Raw genomic sequence first — 24,942 nt, forward strand, 5'->3', positions numbered from 1 at the left:
GATTTTCCGCTGCCGTCATCCCGTAGTAAAATATGACGCCATCATCCCCGCGGCAGTGGCCTGAAACCGCTATCGGCTGACTCCCGCCTTCGCGGGAGTCACGGGGTTATTTCGCGGGAATGGCGCTCGCTCCATCATGCCCGCGACCGTTGGCGGGCATATCCAGCGTTTCCAGCACATTTATCCAGCCGTGGCCGCGACATACCGGCCAGCCGTTCAGCCAGCGGCGCAACATGTTCATCGCCAGCATCGCCACCACTTCCTGATGCGTCTGCAAGCTATAACGCGCCACGTTAAACTGTATCGCCAACGCGAAATCGCCTTGCGGCGTATGCAGCGCGATCGCCAAGCGATCGTCCGGCCGGGCGCCGACCATCAACGCCAGCGCGGCCTGATGGCGCGCCGCCAGTTGACGGGCATCGTCCGCCAGTCGGCCTAACGTCCGCGGTTCCGTATTGACCAATAACTCGCCGCCGGACAGCGGTACATTAGCCGACCGTAGCTGCCAGTTCAGCAGACCGGCGGTAAAATCTTCACTCACCGCCAGTTGCAGATCGCGTTCAGCCAGCCGACGCGCCAACTGTGCGGGCAGCCCCTCCGTGCCTTCGAATAGCGTATTTTCTCCGGCTACGGCGCGCACCTGTTCCCAGCGTTGTTCCATTGCCGCCCGCTGTGCGGCCGGCCCGGTTAATTTCAATTCAATCACCGGCACGGAGGAGCGATAGCCCAATACCACGCCGGAAGGAAGCGCGACCCCGTCCAGTTGGCTGGCGAGATCGCTTTCCGAACGGCCAAAGGTGGTTAAACGCAGACACAGCGGCGGCGGGGAGATAGTAAAACGTTCGCGCAGACGCGGCATGATTTGCCGATCCACCATAACCTTGAATTCGGACGGCACGCCCGGCGTAAAAAACATCAGGCACTTATTTAACCGCAGGGCAAAACCGCAGGCGGTGCCGACAGGGTTATCAATCATTTCCGCGCTCGCCGGCAGTTGCGCCTGTTTACGGTTGTTCGGCGACATCACCCGGCCCCGCTCGGCGAAGAAGGCTTCCATCCGCTCAAGCCATTCCTCATGTTCGACCAACCCCTCTCCGGCTGCCGTGGCCGCCGCTAACGCGCTAAGGTCATCACTGGTTGGCCCTAATCCGCCATTGACGATCAAGACGTCCGCAATTTGGCTGCGCTGGGTCAACGCCGAGACCAAAGCCTCGAGATCGTCCCCCACCGTCATGCGGCTCGCCATCGGCAGCCCCTGATGAAACAGGTAATCCGCCAGCCAGGCCGCATTGGTATCAACAATTTGACCATGCAGCACTTCATCGCCAGTACATAACATCTCGACCCTAAGCATTTTCCACTCCTATTTGTTGTTCTACGCCTCATCGTTTTCAAGATGAAGTCGGGCGGCCGCCGGATAAATCCCTGAGCGTTTCGTCAATCAGATAACGGGAAGAAGGAAGGGAAGCCAACGCCGTAGTCACTTGAAAGATGGGGGTATAACGGACACTTTAGAAACTCGACGGGCGAAACACAATGTTTCTTTGCCGCCGTAGCGGAAAGAAAATGCCGGGGCGTCGCAGGCGACGTTGAAAATCTCTCCCGGCTATTTCGTTGACGATGATCAGAAATTCAAACCCACGCCGATATAGGCGGAATCGGCCAGTTTATTATCTGAACGACCGTTCTCGCCGGCCAGATTGATATAACGATAACCGACATCGACATTGAGCGGACCAATGACCTGCCAGCGAACGCCGGCCTTGCCTTCAACATAGTGATCGACGTGGCTGGAGAAGGCGTCCGGAGAGTAATAACCTTCGCCATAGAGGGAGAAGTAGCGGTTGATCGGCCATTGCAGACCGCCGCCCAGCGCCAGCGCATGGCCGTCTGAACCGCGATCCTGATTCAAATACAGCGCCTTGCCGCCGAGCGTCACCTTCAGCGGCCCCACCGGAAGCGTGTAGCCCAGTCCGAAACCATAAATATCGTTATTATTGTCCCCGTGCGCATAGCTCACATTACCCGACAATCCGGGGACAAGCAGGCCAAAACCGACATTTGCCCCCGCATAATCACGCCCGGCTTCTCCGGAGATGCCGATGGCGGATACAGAGGATGCGGCAAACAGCAAACTTCCCGCACAAGCAATCACAAACTTTTTCATTTTGAATATCCTTCAAAGCAGTTATAAACGCGCGTGCAAAATAGGTAGGTATCGTCGCCGATTCTACGCGAATCGTATAGCGACTCCAGCGTAACCTTGTCCGAAAAGTTCATTTATTCCCGGCAGCGCCGCCGCCTGACGGGCCTAAAAAGATAAGCGCCTCAATTTGCCTAAAAACCACATAATGACTAATAGTATTTAAGGGAGAAACTCAAATACGCATAGCGAGATAGATATAAGGAAAAAATGATGAGCAAGAAAAAGCTGACCACCGTTGCCGGCTCGCCCGTGGTTGATAATAACAATGTTGTTACCGCCGGCCCGCGTGGCCCGATGTTATTGCAAGACGTTTGGTTTTTGGAAAAACTGGCGCACTTCGACCGTGAAGTCATTCCGGAACGACGTATGCATGCCAAAGGCTCCGGCGCTCACGGCACCTTTACCGTGACCCACGATATCACCCGTTATACCCGGGCTAAAATCTTTTCTGAAATAGGCAAGCAAACCGAGATGTTTGCGCGTTTTTCCACCGTAGCCGGTGAACGCGGGGCCGCCGACGCGGAACGCGATATCCGCGGTTTCGCCATGAAATTCTATACCGAAGAAGGCAACTGGGATCTGGTGGGCAACAATACGCCGGTGTTTTACCTGCGCGATCCGCTGAAATTCCCCGACCTTAACCACATCGTCAAACGCGACCCGCGCACCAATCTGCGTAACCCGGTCTACAAATGGGATTTCTTCTCTCATCTGCCGGAAGCGCTGCACCAGTTGACGATTGATTTCAGCGACCGTGGATTACCCAAATCCTTCCGTCATATTCACGGCTTCGGCAGCCACACCTACAGCTTTATCAACGCCGCCAATGAACGCTTTTGGGTGAAATTTCACTTCCGTTGCCAGCAGGGCATCGAAAATCTAATGGATGACGAAGCGGAAGCGCTGGTGGGCAAAGACCGCGAAAGTTCGCAGCGCGATCTGTTCAACGCCATTGAAAACGGCGACTTCCCGCGCTGGAAACTACAGATTCAGATCATGCCGGAAGCCGAAGCGTCGCAGGTTCCGTATAACCCGTTCGATCTGACCAAAGTGTGGCCGCACGGCGATTATCCGCTAATCGATGTCGGCTTTTTCGAACTGAACCGCAATCCGGATAACTATTTTTCCGAAGTGGAACAAGTCGCCTTTAACCCGGCGCACGTCGTACCCGGCGTCAGCTTCTCGCCGGATAAAATGTTGCAGGGCCGCCTGTTCTCCTATGGCGACGCCGCACGTTACCGCCTGGGGGTTAACCACCACCAGATCCCGGTAAATGCGCCGAAATGTCCGTTCCACAATTACCACCGCGATGGCGCCATGCGCGTCGACGGCAACAGCGGCAACGGCGCGACCTATGAACCGAACAGCTTTGGCGTCTTTCAGGAACAGCCGGACTTCAGCGAACCGCCGTTAACCATTGAAGGCGCAGCCGATCACTGGAATCACCGTGAAGATGATGATTACTACAGCCAGCCCAGGGCGCTGTTCCATCTGCTGAGCGAAGAGGAACACCAGCGCATGTTCCAGCGTATCGCCGGAGAACTGTCGCAGGTGCCTGAATTTATTCAGGAGCGCCAGATTGCGCTATTCAATAAGGTCGATCCCGCTTATGGCGACGGGGTCAAAAAAGCGCTGGCGGCCGTTGGGAAATAACTGAATGAGCGTGAGGTCGTTTCAGGACTCGCGTTGTCCTTAACAACCCCCACCCGGCCTCCCCCTTGTCAGGGGGAGGTGCTGTCCCCCTCCCCTGCGAAGGGGAGGGCCGGGGTGGGGTCGGAACAACAAAGTCGGTCAGCAAACCAAACGAAAACACGCCTCAGCCTTGCTTCTGATTGCGCTCACTATCAACCCACGCCTGCACCTGACGGCGAGAGACTTTAATACCGCCGTTCTTCAATACCGCCGGCAGATAATAATAGGCGACCGGGCGCTGGAATCCCGCCAACTGTGGCTGCAACCAATCCCGCAGCGCATCCAGCGTGGTCGAGCCGGTTATTTCAACCACCGCCGCCGGACGCTGGCCGAACTCCACGTCATCAACCGGCACCACGCAGGCCTGCTGAACATCCGGGTGCGCCAGCAACACCGATTCAATATTTTCCGGTTGAATACCTTCGCCGCCGCTGAAAAACTGATTGTCCAGTCGCCCCAGAATTCGCCACTCGCCATCGGCAAAGCTGCCGCGATCCCGGGTATGGAACCATCCGTCCTCATCGACCAGCGGCGAAAGCCGCCCATCCCGCCAGTAGCCCGACGCCAGCGAACTGCCCCGCAACTGTACCTCTTCATCCACCAGCCGGATTTCCCGTCCGCGCAACGGCAGTCCGACGCCGCCCCGGCCATCGGCGCGTTTGGCGCACACCGTTGAAGCCAGTTCAGTTAAGCCGTATCCGCACCAGCAGCTCACGCCGCGCGCTTCCGCCTGCCGCGTAAGATCCTGCGGGATCATCGCGCCGCCCAGCAATACCGCTTTCAATGTGGCCGGCAGAGTATTATGCGATACCAGACGCCACAGTTGGGTCGGCACCAGCGACGCGTGAGTACACCCCTGCAACGCCGACTCCAGAGGTTGATTGACGCGCACCGCAACGGTTGCGCCAGAGGAGAGCCAGCGCCATACGATCCCCTGCCCTGAAACGTGAAACAGCGGCAATGACAATAGCCAGCTATCGCCGGGCGCAAACGCCATCATCGCCAACACGCCTTCGGCGCTGGCCAGATGGGCGGCAAAGGTATGCGCCGCCGCTTTAGGCTCGCCGCTGGAGCCGGAGGTTAGCGTCAGCGTCGCCAACCGTTGCGGTTGCCAGCGCAGTACCGGCGACGCGGAAAAGAGCGGTTCAACGGCTTCATGCCGCAACGCGGCTATGCCGGACGGCCACGCTTGCCCGTTCAGACATAGCCCGTGGTCGATATCAAGCGAACGCAGCAGCGAATGGGTCAATGGTTCCGGCAACTGCGGATTCAGCGGCAGCAGCCGCGCGCCGCATTGCAACAGCGCGAGATAACAGAACAGCATATCGGCGCTGTTCCTGCCTCGCAGCACGACGCCGCATCCCGGCGTCACCCCCTGTCGCGCAAAGCAGGCAGCCAGTTGATTAATCCGGCAGGCCGTCTGCCGCCAGTTCCAGCAGGTATCGTTTTCGATTAACGCGACGCGTTGCGCCGCGCGTTCGGCCCAGTAATGCCAGGGCCAGTCGTTCAGGATTGCCATACCGGTTCCAGTTGCCCGGCCGTCAACAGCGGCAATTCGCTTTCCGGCCAGCGTCTGACCACCTGCGCCTGCATCAATTCCAGCGTATCCAGGCCGGGAATGGCGTCGGGCGTCAGCCAATGCGCCAGCCGCGCCAGTTGGCTTAACCCCAGACTGGATTCGATACTGGAGCTGATAACCGCCGTTAGCCCCGCCTGATGCGCCTGCTGAATAAGGCGCTGACAACGCGCCAGGCTGCCGACCAGCGTTGGTTTTATCACAATCGCGCTGACGCCCGGCTCCGCTTCGACCCGGAAATCCGCCTCGCGCACGCTTTCATCCCAGGCGATATTGATACCGGTTTCCCGCGCGAACTCGCGGGACTCCTGTCGCGTTTTGCACGGTTCTTCCAGAAAAGCGATGCGCGAGCGCAGGGCCGGATCCACATAGCGGGCAAAACCGTCGGCTTTGGCGCGCGTCCAACTGCGATTGGCATCCAGCCGCAGTTTCAGATCCGGTAACGCCTCCAGCAACATATTCACGATCATGCCGTCGCGCACCGCTTCATACAGGCCGACTTTGACCTTGGCGACTTTTTCGCCCGGCAGTCCCTGAAGCATGGCGAACAGTTCGTCGGGATCGCCGTTGCACAGCGGCGCCTTGCGATAGTCGGCCTGCGCCGGCAAGCGTTGATCCAGCTCGGCCAGCGCGCAGCTCAGACCAAAGGCGACCGATGGCGGAAGTTCATCGGCCAGCGACTCGCCGGCCGCCCAGCGCGACAACTGCGCCAGCGTCGCCGATTCGGCCTGCGCCAGCGTTTCCACGCTGAACGCCGGCAGCGGCGCAATCTCTCCCCAGCCCTGCTCGTCGCCCTGACGCAGGTGAACGATTAGCCCCTCGCGGCTTTTCAGACGCTGGTTACGCAGCACCACGCCGGCTTCCATCGGTACGCTGTAGCGATAAACCTTAACCTGACGCATTACGGATTCCGTTTGAATTTGCTGAAGTCAGGCTGGCGTTTTTCATTAAAGGCGTTACGCCCTTCCTGCCCTTCGTCGGTCATGTAGAACAGCATGGTGGCGTTGCCCGCCAGTTCCTGCAAACCGGCCTGACCGTCGCAGTCGGCGTTGAGGGCGGCTTTCAGGCAGCGCAGCGCCATCGGGCTGTTCTGCAACATCTCGCGGCACCAGCGCACCGTCTCTTTTTCCAGCTCGGCCAACGGCACCACGGTGTTGACCAACCCCATATCCAGCGCCTGGGCGGCGTCATACTGGCGGCACAGGAACCAGATTTCGCGCGCTTTTTTCTGCCCGACGATGCGCGCCATATAGGATGCGCCCCAGCCGCCGTCAAAGGATCCGACGCGCGGCCCGGTCTGGCCGAAGACGGCGTTTTCCGCGGCGATGGTCAGATCGCACATCATATGCAGCACGTGTCCGCCGCCGATGGAGTAGCCGGCCACCATCGCCACCACCGGTTTCGGACAGGTGCGGATTTGACGCTGGAAGTCCAGCACGTTCAGATGGTGTACGCCGCTGTCGTCCTGATAACCGCCGTAATCGCCGCGCACTTTCTGATCGCCGCCGGAGCAGAACGCCTTGTCGCCCGCGCCGGTCAGAATAATCACGCCGATGCCGTCGTCGTGACGGGCGTTATCCAGCGCCTGGATCATCTCTTTCACCGTTTGCGGGCGAAAGGCATTACGCACCTGAGGACGGTTGATGGTGATTTTGGCGATGCCGTCGGCGGATTTGTGATAAAGGATATCGACGAAATCGCCGCTGCAATCGTGCCATTCTACCGGGGCGTAAAGCAGTTCTTCACTGGGATAAAGCATAATAATTAATCCTTAACGGGATGCGAAATGAAAGAAAGTATCCGCGCGGCATACTCCGCCGGATTGGCTAAATGGGCGTTATGACCGGCCTGAGTCACCGTCAGTAACGGCAGGTTATCCTGTTTTGCCAACGTTTGAAATTTAGCGTCCTGTTCGCCGCACAGGTAAGCGAAAGGGAAAGCCCGCTGGCGCAGCGTTTCTCCTAACCAGGGTTGATGCCCGAGCGAGGTGGCCTCCAGCATATCGGCGACCGCCGCGCCGTCATTATGCCGACGCCGAGCAACCAGCGCGGCGCGCTGAACGGCGTTTAAATCCGCAAACACCGCCTGTCGATACCAATCATCCAACACCGCCTCGATGGGTTCATGGCGAAAACGCCGCGCCCAGTCGGCATCGTGCGACAGGCGTTCTTGCCGTGATCGCGGTTGCGCCAGACCGGGGTTTCCCCCTTCGACCAGCAGCCCGAGCATTCCGCACGCTGGCCCGTGACAGGCGTGATACATGGCGATACGGCCGCCCAACGAATACCCCAGCAGCCAAAAGTCGTCAATACCCTGCTGCCGCAACGTGGCGGTTAACTGCCGACTGACCTGTGCAAAGCCGCTGGTTCTTACCGCCCGCGATCCGCCGTGTCCGGGTAAATCCACCAGCAGCAAAGGCCAGTCGTTGAAAAACGGCGTCACCGGCCGCCAGTCCTCGCCGCTGCCCAACAGGCCATGCAGGCATACCAGCCACGGCCGCGCGGGCGAAACGCTCTCAGGGGTAATTTTCCGGCAGTGCAGCATCACCACGTCTCCGCCAGAGAAACCAACGCGTTCAACGTTTGCGCGCCGTCTTGCGGCGGCACGATAACCTCCAGCAGCGTCACGCCGCCCTGCCGCCAAGCGTTGGCGACCGCATCGGCCACCTGCTGCCACCGCTCGGCGCGCACATAATTCAGGCCGAACATCGCGGCGGCGTGCGCGAATTCCACATTTTGCGGCATGCAGTAAAACGTCTCCCGCTGAGCCTCCGGCGTCGGCAGCAGAGAAAAGATCTGACCGCCATTGTTGTTAACCACAATCAATACCAGCGGCGCCGGCGCCTGACGCAGCAGGGCTAACGCATTCAGGTCGTACAGCGCGGAAAGATCGCCCACAATCCCCAGCGTGGCGCGCGAATTGCCGCGCTGCACGCCGGCCAGCGTCGAGATTAACCCATCAATCCCGCTGGCGCCGCGATTCGCGTACACCGGGTATTGCGCCGGCAGCTGCGCCAGCGCATCAATAAGACGGATCGCCAGACTGTTGCCGACGAAAAGCTGTCCTTCCGGCGGCAACAGTTCTGGTACGCGTTGCGCCAGTTGCGCTTCGCCGAAACGCGGCGCCAGATAGGCCATAGCCTGCCGGCGGGCATGATGCGCGATGGTTGTCAGGTCGTCGGCCCAGGGGATCTGCCTGACCGGCGGATGCGCGCTCAGCCAGTCGCCGACATCGGCAATCAGGCGCCGTCCGCGATGGTGGGCCGGATCCAACCGGCCGGGTCGCTCATCGACCAGCCAAAACTCACGCGGCTGACACTGCGCCTGCCATTGCAACAACCGTTTGCCGGTCAGATTGCCGCCGAACTGCACCACAATCTCGGCTTGCCGCAGCCGTTCAACCGCCGCGGGACAGGCCAGCCAAATATCGGCGCAGGGCAAGGGTTGACCGCTTTGCGATAACACATCGCCAATCAGCGGCCAGCCAAGGGCGGCCGCCCATTGCGCGATTTGCGCGCCCTGCCGCGGGCCGACGTTGCCGGCAATCACCACGCCGCGTCGCTGCCGCCATTCCCCCCAGTCGGCTTGAACCGTCAACGCCTGTCGCCGTACCTGTTGCAGCCAGGGCTCGCGCCCTTGCAGCCAGTCGCCCAAAGGCGCCAGCCAGTCAAGGTAGGCATCTTCATCATCCGCGCCGTATAACGGTTCGGCGAACGGGCAATTGATGTGCAATGCGCCGTGCGCGAGTTCGGATAGCGCGCTGTCCAGCGTCGAAACCAGCCAGCGGGCGGGAATATCCGGCGTGGGACGCGGCAGGTTCAGCGCCTGAGTCGGGTGAGAGGCGTATAACCCATGCTGGCGAATGGCTTGATTGGCGCCGCAGTCGATTAATTCAGGAGGACGGTCGGCCGTCAGCACGATCAAACGCTCGCCGGTCAATCCCGCTTCAATAATCGCAGGATAAAGATTGGCCGCCGCCGTACCGGACGTCACGACGATGGCGACGGGCTCACCGCGGGTTTTCGCCAATCCCAGCGCCAAATGCCCTAACCCCCGCTCGTCAAAATGGGTGTGGCAAATCAACGCGCCATGCTCCGCCGCGGACAGCGTCAGCGGCGTCGAACGGGAGCCGGGCGCGATACAGATATGGCGGACGCCATGACGGGTCAGCGCCTCCAGCAATAACGCGGCCCAGCGACGATTAAATACACTTGTTGACATTATTCACTCAACAACTCAGGTGGCGGACTATCCCCATCATCTTTCCAGTCGCAACGGCGCTGACCCGGCTATACGCCCTCTTCGGGCTGCCGCAGGCAGCAGGCCTGCAACTCGACATCAATTGGGTATGTAGCGCCGACGTTGATATAAACCGGCGCCTGGTACAACAGACATAAAATCAAACTAGGACATATCGCCCTCTAACAGGGATTTTAACCCGGCGGCCTTGTTTTCCAACTCCCGCCATTCCTGTTCCGGATCGGATCCCGCCACAATGCCGGCGCCGGCGTACAGCTTGAGAATATTATCGTTGATTTCCGCTGAACGCAGCGCCACGCAAAACTCCGATCGCCGACGGGAGAGATAACCGGCGGAACCGGCATACCAGCCGCGATCGAACGGCTCATATTGCGTTATAAAACGACGGGCGGCCGTTCTGGGCAGACCGGCCACCGCGGCCGTGGGCTGCAAATCATCAAGACAGACGGCGTCCGACTTCTCCTTCAGCTCCGCCTGAATGGTTCGACGCAAATGCTGCACCTTGCGCAAACGCACGATTTCCGGCGGCATCACATCCAGCGCGCGCGCAGACTGTTGCAACCGCTGGCAGATATCATCAACCACCAGCATGTTTTCGCGTTGGTTTTTGCTATCTTTCATCAGCCAGTCGGCAAGCGCCGCGGTTTTGCCCGCGTCTTTATCATTGGCTACCGTACCGGCCAGCGCTTCGGTTTCAAGCTGCGTATCGCATCGGCGATAAAGCCGCTCAGGGCTGGAACCGAGAAACGCCTGCCGGGCGTCATGCGCCAGCATAAAATGGAAACAGTGGTGATTGACGGCGCGGCTGGCGGCCATAAACGTCGTGGCCTGCAATGGTTGATCCAACGTTAGCGTCGTGGTTCGCGCCAGCACCACTTTGTCCATCTCTCCGGCCGTAATATCGCGCAGCGCAAGCTGTATCAGACGATCCCAGTGCCGACGATCCGGCTGGTGTTCCACCGTCTTAATCTCGCTCTGCAAAGGGGGAAGCGGCCTGACCGGCAGAAGAAAATTGATAAACGCCGCCGCTTCATCAGCATCCTGCCGGAGCGAAGTTTCACTAAACAGGTTAATTTGCAGCCTGAGCGTATGGCCCTGACGCAATAACTCGACGCGCGGCAAAAAGAGATAACCGGCAGAGGCGCCCTGCTCGTTTTCGCGGGACGTTTGGTTAAACGCGTTAAGCCCCCAGATGCGTACGTCCGGCGCGCAATGATGCTGAGCAAGGAACGCTTCCGCCTGCCGAATATGATGAAAACCGCATACTCGCCCGCAAACCGCCGCTTCTTCACTCTCCTGACGATGCTGCCAGTAAAACTGCGGATAGGCGGGTTGCGTCGCCAGCCACGGCAATAACTCAGCCGGTTCGCTGATAACCAGGGAGCGCGTTATCTGTTTGAATCCCGCATTTGATGGCAGTGGCTTGCGCAAATCCTGTTGCATGTGACGCAACAAGTCGGAAAGTTGTCTCAACGTAACCCCGGAATCCTAACGTAAAGTAGGGGATTATACGGGAAAAAAAGGCGCTGTGGGTGAGAGGTTATTCAGGATAAAAGGAATTTTCCGGGCAAGGGATCCCGCTCCCGATGCGCTTTGCCGCGGCATTCTTCCGGCGTACAAGATTTATCCCGCGCCGAATGATTGCTCATCTTTCGTACAACCGGCGTTAACTTATCCGATAATCCCGCCATCTATGGCGCAAAAATGACGAACTCTTCGATTCAGCCACGCAATTATGGTAGAAAGAAGCCCCATTGCGTCTATTAGGTATGTGTCCTTCAGGTGATGAGTACAACACTGAATCCCGAGCAGTCCATTAATCAGCAACAGCCCGGCAAAAAGGCGCAGGCGGCAACGCGGATGACTTTCTTTATCGCGGGGTTTGCCATGGCTTCCTGGGCGCCGCTGGTGCCTTTTGTCAAAGATCGCCTGGCGATCAATGACGCTTCCCTCGGCATGCTGCTGCTTTCGCTCGGTATCGGTTCCCTTCTGGCGATGCCGCTGACCGGCATGTTAACCAGCAAGCTGGGATGCCGGACCGTCATATTAATGGCCGGCGTCTTGCTTTGCCTGGTGTTGCCGATGCTGACGCAGGCGGATACCCTGCCGCTGATGGCTCTTGCTCTGCTCTTTTTTGGCGCGACCATCGGCACCATCGATGTGTCGATGAATATTCAGGCGGTGATTGTCGAACAGGCCAGCGGCCGGGCCATGATGTCCGGGTTTCACGGATTTTTCAGCGTCGGCGGCATAGCCGGCGCGGGCGGCGTCAGCGCCTTGCTGTGGCTGGGGCTGTCGCCGCTGATGGCGATTCTGACGATTGCCGTCCTGGTGCTGATATTCCTGGCGTCAGCGCAAAATCATCTGTTGCGCGCCACCCGGCAGGCCGATAACACCCCCTTATTCGTCATCCCGCGCGGTTGGATCATGTTTATCGGCCTGCTGTGCTTTATTATGTTTCTGGCTGAAGGTGCAATTCTGGACTGGAGCGCCCTGTTCTTAAGCGCCGAACGCCATCTGACCAGCGCGCAGGCAGGTATCGGCTATGCCGCATTTTCCGTTGCGATGACGCTGGGCAGGCTGAATGGCGACCGCATCGTCAATGCTCTGGGGCGTTTCGCCATTCTGGCCGGCGGCAGCCTGTGCGCGGCGTTAGGCCTGCTGCTGACCATCGCCATCGACAACGCGATAACCTCGATATTCGGTTTCGTTATGGTGGGATTGGGAGCGTCCAACGTGGTGCCTATTCTTTTCAGCGCCGCGGGGAATCAAAAAGTCATGCCGGCGAATCTGGCTATCGCCTCGATTACCACCCTCGGCTACGCCGGTATTCTGATTGGCCCGACGCTGCTGGGGTTTATCGCGCAAATCAGCGACCTGGCAATGGCGTTTGGCTGCGTCGCGCTATTGTTATTGCTCGTCAGTCTCAGCGCGCGTGCCGTTATTCGTTAATCAGGAGCGTTAATCAATGCCCGCAATAATCATGCGCTATTTTGCCCTGTTCATCGTGCTGTTGCTGCTTACCACCGGCACGTTTAGCTATAACTACCTGTCTAGCTGGCTAATCAATAAGAAACATGCATTAACGGATATTGCTCAGGGAGTGCAAAAACGCATTGATACCTATCGCTTTTTTACCTATCAGATTTATGGCAACCTGAACGGCGCCCCGCCGAAAGACACGAATATCAACGCCATCAGCCTGATGCCGGATGTCTTTTACGTCGAGAAGAACGATCAAAAGACCGACGCCCTGATATTCGGTCAACACGACGATTCAACCTTGAATTCCGTCTACCGCATATCGCGCTATCTGGATATCCTGTGGGGCGCGGAAAACGACGTTTACACCATGTACTATCTTAACGGCATCGATAATAGTCTGACGATGATCTCAACCCAAACGTTGAAAGACATCTCGTCTCAGTTTCGGGGGAGCTATATCACCGCGATAGCGGAGGCGCGCCGCACGGAAATGCTCCAGCAGGCCAACGCGTTAGACGAACGCGAAAGTTTCTCGCCCATCCGCAAACTGCGCTTTTATAACAACTATTACTTCACGCTGCGCACCACCTTTAATCAGCCCGGCCACCTGGCGACCATTATCGCTTTCGACTTGCCCATTAACGACCTGATTCCCATCGATATGTCGCGCGAAAATTTTATTCTGCGACAAGATACGTCAACCAGTATTGATGCCAATAGCGGCAGCGAAGATATCTCGGTGATTCAGTTGAACGGCTCATTGATTGAGATATCCTCCCAGTTGATTAACGCACCGGTAAAAATCGTTTTTCAGATTCCGATAAGAGTGCTGGTGCTCAATATGCTGAATAATAATATTTGGCTGCTGTTGCTTAATCTGGCCTTGCTGCTTTTCGCCCTTGCCGGCTTTTATATTTTCCGTCGGAAATATATCCATCCCGGCGAAGATGTCTCCGAGCAGTTGCGCGATCGGTTGAATATTTATGATGAAACGATCGGCCGTATTCCGATGGGCGTGCTGATCTATGATTTCAGCAGCAACAAGGTTGTCATACAGAACGCGCTGTCGGAGAGCTTATTACCTCACCTCAGCTTGCAGAAAATCACCAATATGGCCGATGAACATCAGGGCATTGTTCAGGTGACGGTGAATAATGAAATGTATGAAATTCGCCAGTTCCGCAGTCAATATTCGCCGGATTACTGTCTATTTTTGCTGCGAGAACAAGACAAAGAAATTCTGGTTAATAAAAAACTCCAGTTGGCGCAGCGGGAATATGAGAAGAATGTTCAGGCCAGAAAACGTCTGTTCAAAAATCTGCTCGATGAAATCAGGCAGCCCCTGCTTTCCCTGCGTCAAAATATGCTTTCTCTTGGTCGTACCGACGAGATTGCCGACCAACAGCGCATCATTCAGCAACTGTTGACCGATGCGGGCAGCGCCATTGAATTACTGGAGAATATCGAACTTCAGGAAAAACTGGAGATGCCGGAATGGCAGCCCGCGCAAAATAGTTTTTCGCCGCTGACCGTGATCGACAATCTGTTGCTGACATTATTGCCCAGGATTAATCAGAAAGGACTGGCCCTCTTTAATCACTACAAGCTGGATATTAACCAGAGCTATCTGGGCGATAGCGAACTGCTGCAAAAAACGCTGTCGCTGCTGCTTAATTACGCCATTACCAACACCGATTACGGCAAGATTACGCTTTCAACCGACCGCGATGCGAATATCCCGGGCAAACTGATTATTCAAATCAGCGATACCGGCGCGCAAATTTCCGGCAGCGAGCAGGATAATCTCGACTATCCGTTTTTACATCCGGCAACGGCGGATCGTTTCAATAAAAACTCGGGCATGACGCTATTTCTGTGCAATCAACTCTGTAATAAACTTGGCGGCAAACTGAATATCAACAGTACAACCGGACTGGGAACGCACTATATTTTAACGCTGCCCCTGGAGCCGGAGCCTCTCCCCGTTGAAGAGGAAAAGCTGCTGGAAGGCATCACGGTATTGCTGGACGTTACATCAGAGGAAGTTCAACACATCGTCAGCCGGCTGCTGACCGGCTGGGGAGCCAATTATGCGCTGGCCGATGAACGTCAGGTTAACCAATCGGCGGATTTGTATATCACCGACGATGCGGATAAAAACGCGGACTATTCCATACTGCTTTGCGGCGATGAAACGACATTGATTTCGCTGGCGCCGCGGCGACTACAGGCGAATTTCAATATCAGCCAGCAACTGCTGGAGGCGCTGCTTAAACTGATTGAGCAGCAGTTGGAAACGCCCGCGGACGCGTCGTCGACAGGGGATGGCAACGATAGCGCTTTTTATGCCAATCAGTTGGCCGCAAGCGATTATTATTCGCTGTTTGTTGAGACAGTACCGGATGATTTAAAGAGGCTGTATACTGAGGCGGAAGATGGTGATTTTTTGTCACTTGCGCAGACAGCACATCGGTTGAAAGGCGTGTTTGCCATGTTAAATCTGCATCCCGGCAAACAACTGTGTGAGCAGCTGGAACAGCATATTACCGCGCACGATAGTGTACAGATAGAAAATAACCTTCATGAAATTGAGGCATTCGTCAGTGCATTGTTACAGCAAGGTAGCCAACATATGAGTAACCTAAACGATGAGTAATCTAAACGTAATTATTGCCGACGACCATCCTATTGTTCTTTTTGGCATCAGAAAGTCGCTTGAACAAATTGAATGGGTCAATGTCGTTGGTGAATTTGAAGACTCGACAGCGCTGATCAATAACCTCCCTAAACTGGACGCCAACGTATTAATTACCGATTTGTCCATGCCGGGAGATAAATACGGCGATGGCATCACTTTAATTAAATACATTAAGCGTCACTTCCCTCATCTCTCTATTATTGTTCTGACCATGAACAATAACCCGGCCATTCTAAGCGCCGTGCTGGATTTGGATATTGAAGGCATCGTGCTGAAACAAGGCGCGCCGACCGACCTGCCTAAAGCATTGGCGGCCTTACAGAAAGGCAAGAAATTCACCCCGGACAGCGTCTCCAAGGTATTGGAAAAAATCAGCGCCGGCGGCTATGGCGACAAGCGCCTGTCGCCGAAAGAGAGCGAAGTCTTGCGGTTATTCGCCGAGGGTTTTCTGGTCACCGAAATCGCCAAGAAACTCAATCGGAGCATCAAGACCATCAGCAGTCAGAAAAAGTCAGCCATGACCAAACTGGGCGTGGATAACGATATCGCCCTGCTGAACTACCTTTCTTCCGTTAACGGCAATGGCTCGCAAACAGAATAAGGCGGGAATCTTCTGCTGGAACCGTGCGTAGTCATTAAGTGATTCCCGCCTGCGCGGGAATGACAGTGTAGCGATCCCTGCGTCCGCTCCCCGTCATTTCTGCGTCCAACGCACCGTCATTCCCGCATTTTTAGGCGGGAATCGCCTGCTGGAACCGCGCGTAGTCATTAAGTGATTCCCGCCTGCGCGGGAATGACAGTGTAGCGATCCCCGCGCCCGCTCCCTGTCATTCCTGCGTCCAACTCCCCGTCATTCCCGCGTTTTTAGGCGGGAATCGCCTGCTGGAACCGTGCGTAGTCATTAAGTGATTCCCGCCTGCGCGGGAATGACGGTGTAGCGATCCCTGCGTCCGCTCCCCGTCATTTCTGCGTCCAACGCACCGTCATTCCCGCATTTTTAGGCGGGAATCGCCTGCTGGAACCGCGCGTAGTCATTAAGTGATTCCCGCCTGCGCGGGAATGACAGTGTAGCGATCCCCGCGCCCGCTCCCTGTCATTCCTGCGTCCAATTCCTTGTCATTCCTGCGTTTTTAGGCGGGAATCGCCTGCTGGAACCGTGCGTAGTCATTAAGTGATTCCCGCCTGCGCGGAATGACAGTGTAGCGATCCCCGCGCCTGCTCCCTGTCATTCCTGCGTCCAACTCCCCGTCATTCCCGCGTTTTTAGGCGGGAATCGCCTGCTGGAACCGCGCGTAGTCATTAAGTGATTCCCGCCTGCGCGGGAATGACAGTGTAGCGATCACCGCGTCCGCTCTCCGTCATTCCTGCGTCCGCTCCCTGTCATTCCTGCGTCCAATTCCCCGTCATTCCCGCGTTTTTAGGCGGGAATCGCCTGCTGGAACCGTGCGTAGTCATTAAGTGATTCCCGCCACGCAGGGAATGGCCACAGGCGGGAATCACGCTTTCGCCGCGGGCGATCCGTTTCGGCTCAGGTTTCCGACGCGACCGCCTTTTCCCGCGATTGACGCACCAGGCTACTGTAGTAGGACAGGCTCTGTTGCAGCGTATCCAGCGTTACGGGTTTGGATAAACAGTTATCCATTCCCGACTGCAAACAACGCTGTTTTTCTTCCGCCAGCGCATTCGCCGTCACGCCGATAACCGGGAAAGTCTGCTCAAGTTCGCGTAAGCGCTGAGTCAATCGATAACCATCCATATTCGGCATATTGACGTCCGTCAGCACGATATCAATCTGGTTTTTACTTAACACGCCAAGCGCATCAATACCGTCATTGGCGGTCATCACCATATAGCCCAGCGATCCGAGCTGATCGGCCAGTAAGCGGCGGTTGATCGGGTGGTCATCCACCACCAGAATCATAATATCGCCGTTCTCGATGCTGCTATAGTTGGTCAGCGGCGCCGAAAGCACGGAGTGCGATGCGTCGGCGGCGGCCGGGCGATAAATTTTCTCCAGCAGATTCGGCAGGTATTGCGGGGTGGAGGTGCTGTGCGCCCAGCGTCCGGGGCTGATTTCCTGTGCGGCGCCGGTATGCGAACCGCTAATGATGATATGCGCCCGCGCCTCAAACTGCTGCGATACCGCATAATCACTGATGACCACGTCATCGCTGCCGATCGTTTGCTCCTGATAACGGCTGGCCCGCATCCCATGCGCCTGCAAGAACGTCAGCAGATAAGATTCCATGCGCACATTGCGCACCATGAGCCAGCACATTTTCCCCTGCAAACCGGCGTTAATCGCCACCGGCACATAGCGCGCTTTATAGAGCGGGATCCTGACGCCGAATTGACTCCCCAGGCCAGGGTCGGACTCAATGGAAATATCCCCATCCATCAGATTGACCAGTTTCTCGCAGATGGCCAGGCCAAGCCCGGTCCCCTGGAAGTGACGCTGCACGCCGCTCCCCGCCTGAAAGAACGGATCAAACAGCTTAATGGTTTCCCGGGCGGGGATCCCCACGCCGGTATCCCGCACCAGAAACTCCAGATAGCCATCGCGGCAGCCGACCTGAAAAATAATGCATCCCGTATCGGTAAACTTGATGGCGTTGCTCAGCAGATTGGAGAGCACCTGCTGTAAACGCACCGGATCGCCGGACAAGCTCACCGGCACATTGGGATCGATAAAGCAGTACAACGTCAGGCGTTTTTTTACCACCAGCGGTAAATAATTGCTGGAGATATGGCTGATCACCTCGTGCGGCGCAAATTCACAGGGTTCGATTTTTAATTGTTCAGATTCAATCTTGGAGAAGTCGAGAATATCGCTGATGATTTTCAGCAATAGCGAGGATGAATTATTCATCGCCGCCACCAGCCGATTGGCATCCTTGGGCAGCGCTTTGGTTTGTAATAAATCCAGATTACCGATAATACCGTAAAGCGGGGTACGCAGTTCGTGGCTGACCGTCGCCAGAAACATCGATTTCGACTGACTCGCCTGCTCCGCGGCGTTGGCCATTTCCTGTAGCGACTCTTCCATTTTGACGCGGGCGCTCACATCCAGCAGCACGCAAATCGCCACATTCTCATTGCGATAACGCGAGTGAACGAAACTGATTTGCAGGTGATGGTTTCGGCTGGTCATCACATCGACGAACTTGGACTGCTGCTCGCAAATAATACGGGTAATGCGCAGACGATCCTCATGCGTGAGCAAATTCAGGTAATTATGCGCCAACTCGTTACTGAGAATATTCGTCCCGTCGTTGATGCGCAGAATACAAATGCCTACCGGGGCGGAAGCCACAATCTTGCGGTTGAATTGTTCATTCTCTTCCAACTGGAACGCATTCACTTCGGCCGGCACCAGCATTTTCCGCTCAAAGAACCAGGTCAGCATAAACAGGAGTATCGCCGACAGAGCATTGAGCATAACCATATTAATGATCAGCGGACCGATATGAGACAGCAGAACTTTTACCGGCAGCGAATAAATGATGCTGAACGCTGTCGGCGTCAGGTTCTTTTTCAGAATAATTTCACCATAACCATTCACGTAGCCGAAATAGTTATGATCGACCGGATAGCTATTCATCGATGAGATATGGCGGCCCGACTCTTCGGTAAACTGCAACACCGGCTGGTTATATTGATTCAACAGCTTGGCGCTTATCGGGAATTTACCCAGGATCACGAAGTCATCAAGGCGAATGGTTTGCTCAATCCCCATGATCACTTCCAGCTTGTTACCGATATAAATCGGCGTAAGCGCATAGAGATAGCCGACATCCGATATCGACGCCGGCGTAATCCAATAGACCGTTTCATCCCTAATCGCGGACTGGTTGGTATTTTTTTGCTCAAGAAAACGATCTTGCACATTCTTAAGCAGGTTATCGCGATCTAGCGACTGGTTGCGAATACCAAAATCCACCATACACTGCCGATCGCCGCCGACAAAAAATACCCGATTCAGGTCATACACCGCAGAAAAGTTTTCACGCCAGCCGTTAAAAAAATCATTCAATGAGGCTAAAGGGCTATTCTTTGCGCCGTAATTAACCGAGCAATTGGCGCCGGGCGATAAGGGATAAATAGATAAAGATGAATTTCCATCCGGCGACGGCTGCTGATTTCCCGTCGCGTTCATCAGGCGGTTGGCGGCCAGATACTTCAGTTCTCTTACAATATCCGCCGCGTGGCGAATATATCCCTGCGACTGATCGAAGCTCAGATTATATTCCTGGCGCAGCTCGGACTCTTTGTCATTCAGCGTATTACTGATATAAAAAATGGATATCAGCGCGCCAAGCGTCCACAGCATAACCGCCAACACCCGGAACAAATAACGGGAGACTTTTAATGTCGTATGGAACGAGGCCAGATATTTCAAGTGAATACCATTGAATTGAGACAGCTGATGGCGACAATGATTTGTCGATACAGTACCGATACTACATAAAAAAAGCCAGCGCATCACACGCTGGCCTGACCTTTACAATAAGCGCGGCGGTGCTTATTCGTCGTCTTCCACAATGTCGTCGTCGGCATCAATGTCGTCGTCGGCAGCCTCTTCGTCTTCGACGATTTCGCCGTCAACGCTGGCGACGCCATCCAACTCTTCATCTTCCACCGGTTCGGCAACGCGTTGCAGCCCCACCACGTGTTCGTCTTCCGCGGTACGGATCAGCGTCACGCCCTGGGTATTACGCCCAACAATGCTGACCTCGGAAACACGGGTGCGCACCAGCGTTCCCGCATCGGTGATCATCATGATCTGATCGGCGGTATCCACCTGAACGGCGCCGACTACCTTGCCGTTACGCTCGCTCACCTTGATGGAGATAACCCCCTTGGTGGCGCGCGATTTGGTCGGATACTCAGCGACGGCGGTACGTTTACCGAAACCATTCTGCGTAACGGTCAGGATATCCCCTTCGCCGCGAGGAATGATCAGGGAAACGACGCGATCGTCGCCTTGCAGATTGATGCCGCGCACCCCGGTTGCCGTACGGCCCATGGAACGCACCGCGCTTTCACTGAAGCGCACCACTTTCCCTTCCGCCGAGAACAGCATCACTTCATCGCTGCCGTCGGTCAGATCCACGCCGATCAGCTCATCGCCGTCATTCAAATTAACGGCAATGATACCGGCGCTGCGCGGACGGCTGAACTCGGTCAGCGCGGTTTTCTTCACCGTACCGCTGGCGGTGGCCATAAAGACGTGGCGCCCTTCTTCGTACTCGCGTACCGGCAGGATCGCCGTAATACGTTCGTCCGGCTCCAGCGGCAACAGGTTGACTATCGGACGACCGCGCGCGCCGCGGCTGGCTTCCGGCAACTGATAAACCTTCATCCAGTACAGACGGCCCCGGCTGGAGAAGCACAGGATGGTATCGTGCGTATTGGCCACCAGCAGGCGATCGATAAAGTCTTCTTCTTTGATACGCGCCGCCGACTTGCCGCGGCCGCCGCGGCGCTGCGCTTCATAATCGCTCAGCGGCTGATATTTAACGTAACCCTGGTGCGACAAGGTCACGACCACATCTTCCTGATTAATCAGATCTTCGATGTTGATATCGGCGGTATTGGCGGTAATTTCCGTGCGGCGCTCATCGCTGTATTGCTCTTTGATGGCTTCCAGCTCTTCGCGGATCACTTCCATCAAACGCTCAGGACTTTGCAGGATATAAAGCAGTTCGGCAATTTGCTCCAACAGGGCTTTATATTCATCCAGCAGCTTTTCATGCTCCAGGCCGGTCAGTTTCTGCAAGCGCAGATCCAGTATCGCCTGAGCCTGTTGCTCGGTCAGATAATAACGACCGTCGCGAATCCCGAATTCCGGCTCCAGCCATTCAGGCCGCGCGGCGTCATCACCCGCGCGTTCCAGCATCGCGGAAACCGTACCCAGTTCCCATGATTGGGCGATCAATCCGGCTTTCGCTTCCGCCGGAGACGGCGCGCGACGAATCAATTCGATGATCGGATCGATATTCGCCAGCGCGATCGCCAGACCTTCCAGGATATGCGCGCGATCGCGGGCTTTGCGCAATTCAAAAATCGTCCGGCGGGTCACTACTTCACGGCGATGGCGAACAAACGCCGCCAGAATATCCTTCAGCGGCATGATCTTGGGTTGGCCCTGATGCAGCGCCACCATGTTGATGCCGAAAGAGGTTTGCAGTTGCGTTTGCGAGTAAAGGTTATTCAGCACCACTTCGCCCACCGCGTCGCGCTTGATCTCGATAACGATACGCATACCGTCTTTGTCGGATTCGTCGCGCAGCGCGCTGATGCCTTCGATACGTTTGTCTTTCACCAGTTCGGCGATTTTTTCAATCAGGCGCGCTTTATTCACCTGATAGGGAATTTCATGCACGATGATGGTTTCACGCCCGGATTTGGCGTCGGCTTCCACTTCAGCGCGCGCGCGGATGTAAATCTTGCCGCGACCGGTACGATAAGCCTCTTCAATGCCGCGCCGACCATTGATGATGGCGGCGGTCGGGAAGTCCGGCCCTTTAATGTGCTCCATCAAGCCTTCAAGGCTGATGTTTTCGTCGTCGATATAGGCCAGACAGCCGTTCACCACTTCCGTGAGGTTGTGCGGCGGAATGTTGGTCGCCATCCCGACCGCGATGCCGGAAGACCCGTTAACCAACAGGTTGGGTATACGGGTTGGCATGACATCTGGAATTTGCTCTGTGCCGTCATAGTTCGGCACGAAATCAACGGTGTCTTTTTCCAGGTCAGCTAACAACTCGTGGGCGATTCTCGCCATGCGTATTTCGGTATAACGCATTGCCGCCGCCGAGTCGCCGTCAATCGAACCGAAGTTGCCCTGTCCGTCGACCAGCATATAACGCAGCGAAAATGGCTGCGCCATACGTACGATAGTTTCATACACGGCGGAATCACCGTGCGGGTGATATTTACCGATGACATCCCCGACCACGCGGGCTGATTTTTTATAAGGTTTGTTCCAGTCGTTGCCCAATACGCTCATCGCGTATAATACGCGCCGGTGTACCGGTTTTAGTCCATCACGAACATCTGGTAACGCACGCCCGACAATAACGGACATGGCATAGTCCAGATACGAGCTTTTAAGCTCTTCTTCAATGTTGACCGGTGTGATTTCTCTGGCAAGGTCGCTCATGGAGCCGCTATCCCTCTATTTATGCATCTACCCGAGTTCAAAAGGTGAAAAAGTATATCACAAAGCGCGGATTCGGGGAAAACTATGGCGCTCGGGGAATGTGTAGGCCCACATCAATCCCTGTGGCATTCTTTGAATCCGCATGAGTAAAATCATCGACTCACCCAATAGCAACAAAAGGAATCGGCGTGAACAGCGAGTGGATAATACAACCTGTAGTCTGGCATGGACCTTATGCTTTCATCGGCGGTCAATTTCTGGCGGAAACCAGCAATGCCCGAGCGCGTTTACAACGCCGTATGGACGGCGATATCAATCCCCATGAAAATATAGAACAGCGTGCGGCCAGACTGTTGCGCTCGCGACACCCGGCCTCTCCGTGCCGTGCCGGTGAGCCGTTGTACCGTCACCGCGATTTTCCCTGGCTGCTGCGCGCTACGGAATGCGACTATTACCTGCCGGACAACCTGTATTCGGATAATGAACCCTGGTTTACCGAAGCGCTGCCGCTGCCATTCCGCCTCGGCGAACGCCTCTGCTGGTTATTCACGCCGACGCAAGCCGATACCCTCTACTATCTTCGCGATGCGGCGAACGTCTATTGCGTTTACCACATTTCAGACGTTCACAATCACTTGCTGACGACGCAACCTGGCAAAACGCTGCCCTATTTTGAACGGCTGGACGCAGTGACGCCCGGCAAACTGGCGCCGCTGCCGCTGCTTAACGTTAGCCCATTGCCGCAATTTTCACCGTATACGTACCTTACTCACGGTGATGACGTCTACGCTTCCGGCTCTCGCCTTCCCTACCCGGCCGGCGCGCTGCGGCAAACCAATCACAACGGTTATTTATGGGTGAACGGACAGATTTGCGATGCAAAGCTGCAACCGCTGCGCGATAAAAACGGCGAGCCGTTGGCGATTAAACATCCGGAAAACTTCCGCATGCTTGCACCGCGCTGGGGAACCGATGGCGAGGATCTTATCGTGCAGGGGCAAATGGGGAGTAAGGTGGTCAAAATCTACCACTATCTGATCAAAAACGGCGATCTTGCCACGTTCCAGCGCCTGAATCAGCGCTATGCCAAAGACGCCAAACGCGCGTATTACATTACCGGCAAAACAATCCGTTACCACGGCGATTTTCGGCTGCTCAAGGTTTACCCCCGCGGTCATATATTCAGCGATACTCGTCTCCCTCAGGTAAACAGCGACTATTTCGCCGTTGACGATCGCTATGCCTACTGCTGCGGACTGCGCATTAAAAACGCCGACGGCGCGACCTTCCGCCATATCTGCGACAACTATTATCGCGACGACCATACGGTGTTTTATCAAAATAAACCGCTGGACGTTGACGCGGACAGCTTTATCGCCGTTCCGTGGAACGATCAACTGTTCACCTGCGACGACAATCGGGCGCTGGGAAGTACCGGCAGTATGGGCCAGCAGGAGAAAGAACGGTGGGGCGAGTTTTTCGCCGCCCATCCTGAATACCGGCCGCGATGGTGGCGGCGGCTTAATCATGTGGAAGATGAGGCGCCGGCGTCGCTCAGGGAGATAGGTCAGGGCTTTCAGGCCGGACGCTGGCTCTATTTTCACCAACAGCGGCTGGATGATATGGACGTGGAGAGCTTCCGGCTGCTGACGCCGTACCTGTGCGGCGATCGGTTTGGTTTATACCTTATTCCTTTCCATAATCCGGAAAAAAACGTGCCGGAGCGTTTTTCCGCGCAGCCCGTAGAACGCTTCCGCCTGCTCGATTATTCGCAAACCTATTTCACCGATGGCGCGACGGTATGGTGTCACACCATTTTTTATCATTTACCGCAAGCGATAAAAAAAGCCGATTTGGCTTCATTCAAAAGCTACGATTACGGCTGGGCGCGCGACAAGACGCACGTTTATTATCACGGCAGCATAAAAAAGGATCTGTCCGCGGCGCAAACGCATTTCCACGGTATTTATGCCTATGACCAACGGCATCTGTTCTGCCACGGAAAACGGGTCAAGATCGATTTTACCCCCGAAGAACTACACTTCCCCCATCCGTTTTTTGTGATGATCGGCCAAAAAAAGTTGCTATGCGAACGTTATACCGTCAGCGCCCGGCGCATCCACTTGCCCACCCTGACGTTTCTCAACCACTATTTCGCCCGCGACCGGAATCATATCTATTATTTTGACGACATCAGGACGCTGCACCCTTTGCAGCAGGCGGATTACGCGTCATTCACCGTCCTGGACGGCACGCGAGCGCAGGATTGCCATCGTCGCTATGAATGGTGGTCGTTAATCTCAAGACATCACTGAAGTCGACATGAGTACAGGCTGTAAGATGGACGGTATAGTATATACT

General features: G+C 55.9%; 15 protein-coding genes. 5 read left to right on the forward strand and 10 right to left on the reverse strand.

Annotation, left to right across the window (positions count from 1 at the left end):
* Positions 1 to 106: 106 nt before the first annotated feature.
* Together ABRZ26_RS06705 and ABRZ26_RS06710 are read right to left on the reverse strand one after the other, a co-directional pair.
* Positions 107 to 1,354: a nicotinamide mononucleotide deamidase-related protein YfaY gene (locus tag ABRZ26_RS06705; RefSeq protein WP_319603482.1), complete on the reverse strand. Its 1,248-nt coding sequence runs from the start codon at positions 1,352 to 1,354 to the stop codon at positions 107 to 109.
* Between the two features lie 270 nt (positions 1,355 to 1,624).
* Positions 1,625 to 2,167: a YfaZ family outer membrane protein gene (locus ABRZ26_RS06710; protein WP_319603483.1), complete on the reverse strand. Its 543-nt coding sequence runs from the start codon at positions 2,165 to 2,167 to the stop codon at positions 1,625 to 1,627.
* A gap of 249 nt (positions 2,168 to 2,416) precedes the next feature.
* On the opposite strand from ABRZ26_RS06710, the gene ABRZ26_RS06715 reads away from it, so the two are divergent.
* Positions 2,417 to 3,859 carry a catalase gene (locus ABRZ26_RS06715; RefSeq protein WP_319603694.1) on the forward strand — a complete coding sequence of 481 codons (1,443 nt, stop codon included), beginning with the start codon at positions 2,417 to 2,419 and terminating at the stop codon, positions 3,857 to 3,859.
* A gap of 163 nt (positions 3,860 to 4,022) precedes the next feature.
* On the opposite strand, the gene menE is transcribed toward ABRZ26_RS06715, so the two are convergent.
* The 6 genes from menE to menF form a co-directional block, all read right to left on the reverse strand.
* Complete coding sequence (gene menE / locus ABRZ26_RS06720) at positions 4,023 to 5,417, reverse strand: o-succinylbenzoate--CoA ligase (protein ID WP_319603484.1); 1,395 nt, start codon at positions 5,415 to 5,417, stop codon at positions 4,023 to 4,025.
* Positions 5,405 to 6,376, reverse strand: coding sequence for an o-succinylbenzoate synthase (menC, locus tag ABRZ26_RS06725; protein WP_319603485.1), 972 nt, complete (start codon positions 6,374 to 6,376; stop codon positions 5,405 to 5,407). Before menC ends, menE begins: the two co-directional genes overlap by 13 nt.
* Positions 6,376 to 7,233: a 1,4-dihydroxy-2-naphthoyl-CoA synthase gene (menB, locus tag ABRZ26_RS06730; RefSeq protein WP_319603486.1), complete on the reverse strand. Its 858-nt coding sequence runs from the start codon at positions 7,231 to 7,233 to the stop codon at positions 6,376 to 6,378. Before menB ends, menC begins: the two co-directional genes overlap by 1 nt.
* Before the next feature lie 5 nt (positions 7,234 to 7,238).
* A complete protein-coding gene (gene menH, locus ABRZ26_RS06735) occupies positions 7,239 to 8,018 on the reverse strand; it encodes a 2-succinyl-6-hydroxy-2,4-cyclohexadiene-1-carboxylate synthase (RefSeq protein ID WP_319603487.1) in 780 nt (259 codons plus the stop codon).
* Positions 8,018 to 9,694 (reverse strand): 2-succinyl-5-enolpyruvyl-6-hydroxy-3-cyclohexene-1-carboxylic-acid synthase, encoded by a 1,677-nt coding sequence (menD, locus tag ABRZ26_RS06740; RefSeq protein ID WP_319603488.1) that lies wholly within the window; start codon positions 9,692 to 9,694, stop codon positions 8,018 to 8,020. Before menD ends, menH begins: the two co-directional genes overlap by 1 nt.
* Before the next feature lie 183 nt (positions 9,695 to 9,877).
* A complete protein-coding gene (menF, locus tag ABRZ26_RS06745) occupies positions 9,878 to 11,206 on the reverse strand; it encodes an isochorismate synthase MenF (protein WP_319603489.1) in 1,329 nt (442 codons plus the stop codon).
* A 312-nt stretch (positions 11,207 to 11,518) separates the two neighbouring features.
* On the opposite strand from menF, the gene ABRZ26_RS06750 reads away from it, so the two are divergent.
* From ABRZ26_RS06750 to rcsB, 3 genes are read left to right on the forward strand one after another with little or no spacing between them, the layout of a single operon-like run.
* On the forward strand, positions 11,519 to 12,685 hold the full coding sequence (locus ABRZ26_RS06750) for an MFS transporter (protein ID WP_319603490.1): 1,167 nt from the start codon (positions 11,519 to 11,521) through the stop codon (positions 12,683 to 12,685).
* 16 nt (positions 12,686 to 12,701) lie between these two features.
* Entirely contained in the window at positions 12,702 to 15,374 is a 2,673-nt protein-coding gene (gene rcsD, locus ABRZ26_RS06755) for a phosphotransferase RcsD (RefSeq protein WP_319603491.1), read from the forward strand.
* Positions 15,367 to 16,017 (forward strand): response regulator transcription factor RcsB, encoded by a 651-nt coding sequence (rcsB, locus tag ABRZ26_RS06760; RefSeq protein WP_319603492.1) that lies wholly within the window; start codon positions 15,367 to 15,369, stop codon positions 16,015 to 16,017. The genes rcsD and rcsB overlap by 8 nt, the downstream gene beginning before the upstream one ends.
* 927 nt (positions 16,018 to 16,944) lie before the next feature.
* Here rcsB and rcsC read toward each other — a convergent pair.
* A complete protein-coding gene (gene rcsC / locus ABRZ26_RS06765; RefSeq protein WP_319603493.1) occupies positions 16,945 to 19,815 on the reverse strand; it encodes a two-component system sensor histidine kinase RcsC in 2,871 nt (956 codons plus the stop codon).
* A gap of 123 nt (positions 19,816 to 19,938) precedes the next feature.
* Positions 19,939 to 22,581: a DNA topoisomerase (ATP-hydrolyzing) subunit A gene (gyrA, locus tag ABRZ26_RS06770; protein ID WP_319603494.1), complete on the reverse strand. Its 2,643-nt coding sequence runs from the start codon at positions 22,579 to 22,581 to the stop codon at positions 19,939 to 19,941.
* 188 nt (positions 22,582 to 22,769) lie between these two features.
* On the opposite strand from gyrA, the gene ABRZ26_RS06775 reads away from it, so the two are divergent.
* A complete protein-coding gene (locus ABRZ26_RS06775; RefSeq protein ID WP_319603495.1) occupies positions 22,770 to 24,896 on the forward strand; it encodes a DKNYY domain-containing protein in 2,127 nt (708 codons plus the stop codon).
* Positions 24,897 to 24,942 lie beyond the last annotated feature (46 nt).

The organism is Brenneria sp. L4-2C (assembly GCF_040240335.1).
GTDB lineage: Bacteria > Pseudomonadota > Gammaproteobacteria > Enterobacterales > Enterobacteriaceae > Brenneria.

Bases quoted from the DNA above. Each gene is read 5' to 3' on its own strand.
- menC (WP_319603485.1), bottom strand. From the start codon at position 6,376: ATGCGTCAGGTTAAGGTTTATCGCTACAGCGTACCGATGGAAGCCGGC.
- gyrA (WP_319603494.1), bottom strand. From the start codon at position 22,581: ATGAGCGACCTTGCCAGAGAAATCACACCGGTCAACATTGAAGAAGAG.
- rcsB (WP_319603492.1), top strand. From the start codon at position 15,367: ATGAGTAATCTAAACGTAATTATTGCCGACGACCATCCTATTGTTCTT.
- ABRZ26_RS06705 (WP_319603482.1), bottom strand. From the start codon at position 1,354: ATGCTTAGGGTCGAGATGTTATGTACTGGCGATGAAGTGCTGCATGGT.
- rcsD (WP_319603491.1), top strand. From the start codon at position 12,702: ATGCCCGCAATAATCATGCGCTATTTTGCCCTGTTCATCGTGCTGTTG.
- ABRZ26_RS06715 (WP_319603694.1), top strand. From the start codon at position 2,417: ATGAGCAAGAAAAAGCTGACCACCGTTGCCGGCTCGCCCGTGGTTGAT.
- ABRZ26_RS06710 (WP_319603483.1), bottom strand. From the start codon at position 2,167: ATGAAAAAGTTTGTGATTGCTTGTGCGGGAAGTTTGCTGTTTGCCGCA.
- menE (WP_319603484.1), bottom strand. From the start codon at position 5,417: ATGGCAATCCTGAACGACTGGCCCTGGCATTACTGGGCCGAACGCGCG.
- menB (WP_319603486.1), bottom strand. From the start codon at position 7,233: ATGCTTTATCCCAGTGAAGAACTGCTTTACGCCCCGGTAGAATGGCAC.
- menD (WP_319603488.1), bottom strand. From the start codon at position 9,694: ATGTCAACAAGTGTATTTAATCGTCGCTGGGCCGCGTTATTGCTGGAG.
- ABRZ26_RS06750 (WP_319603490.1), top strand. From the start codon at position 11,519: ATGAGTACAACACTGAATCCCGAGCAGTCCATTAATCAGCAACAGCCC.
- menH (WP_319603487.1), bottom strand. From the start codon at position 8,018: ATGCTGCACTGCCGGAAAATTACCCCTGAGAGCGTTTCGCCCGCGCGG.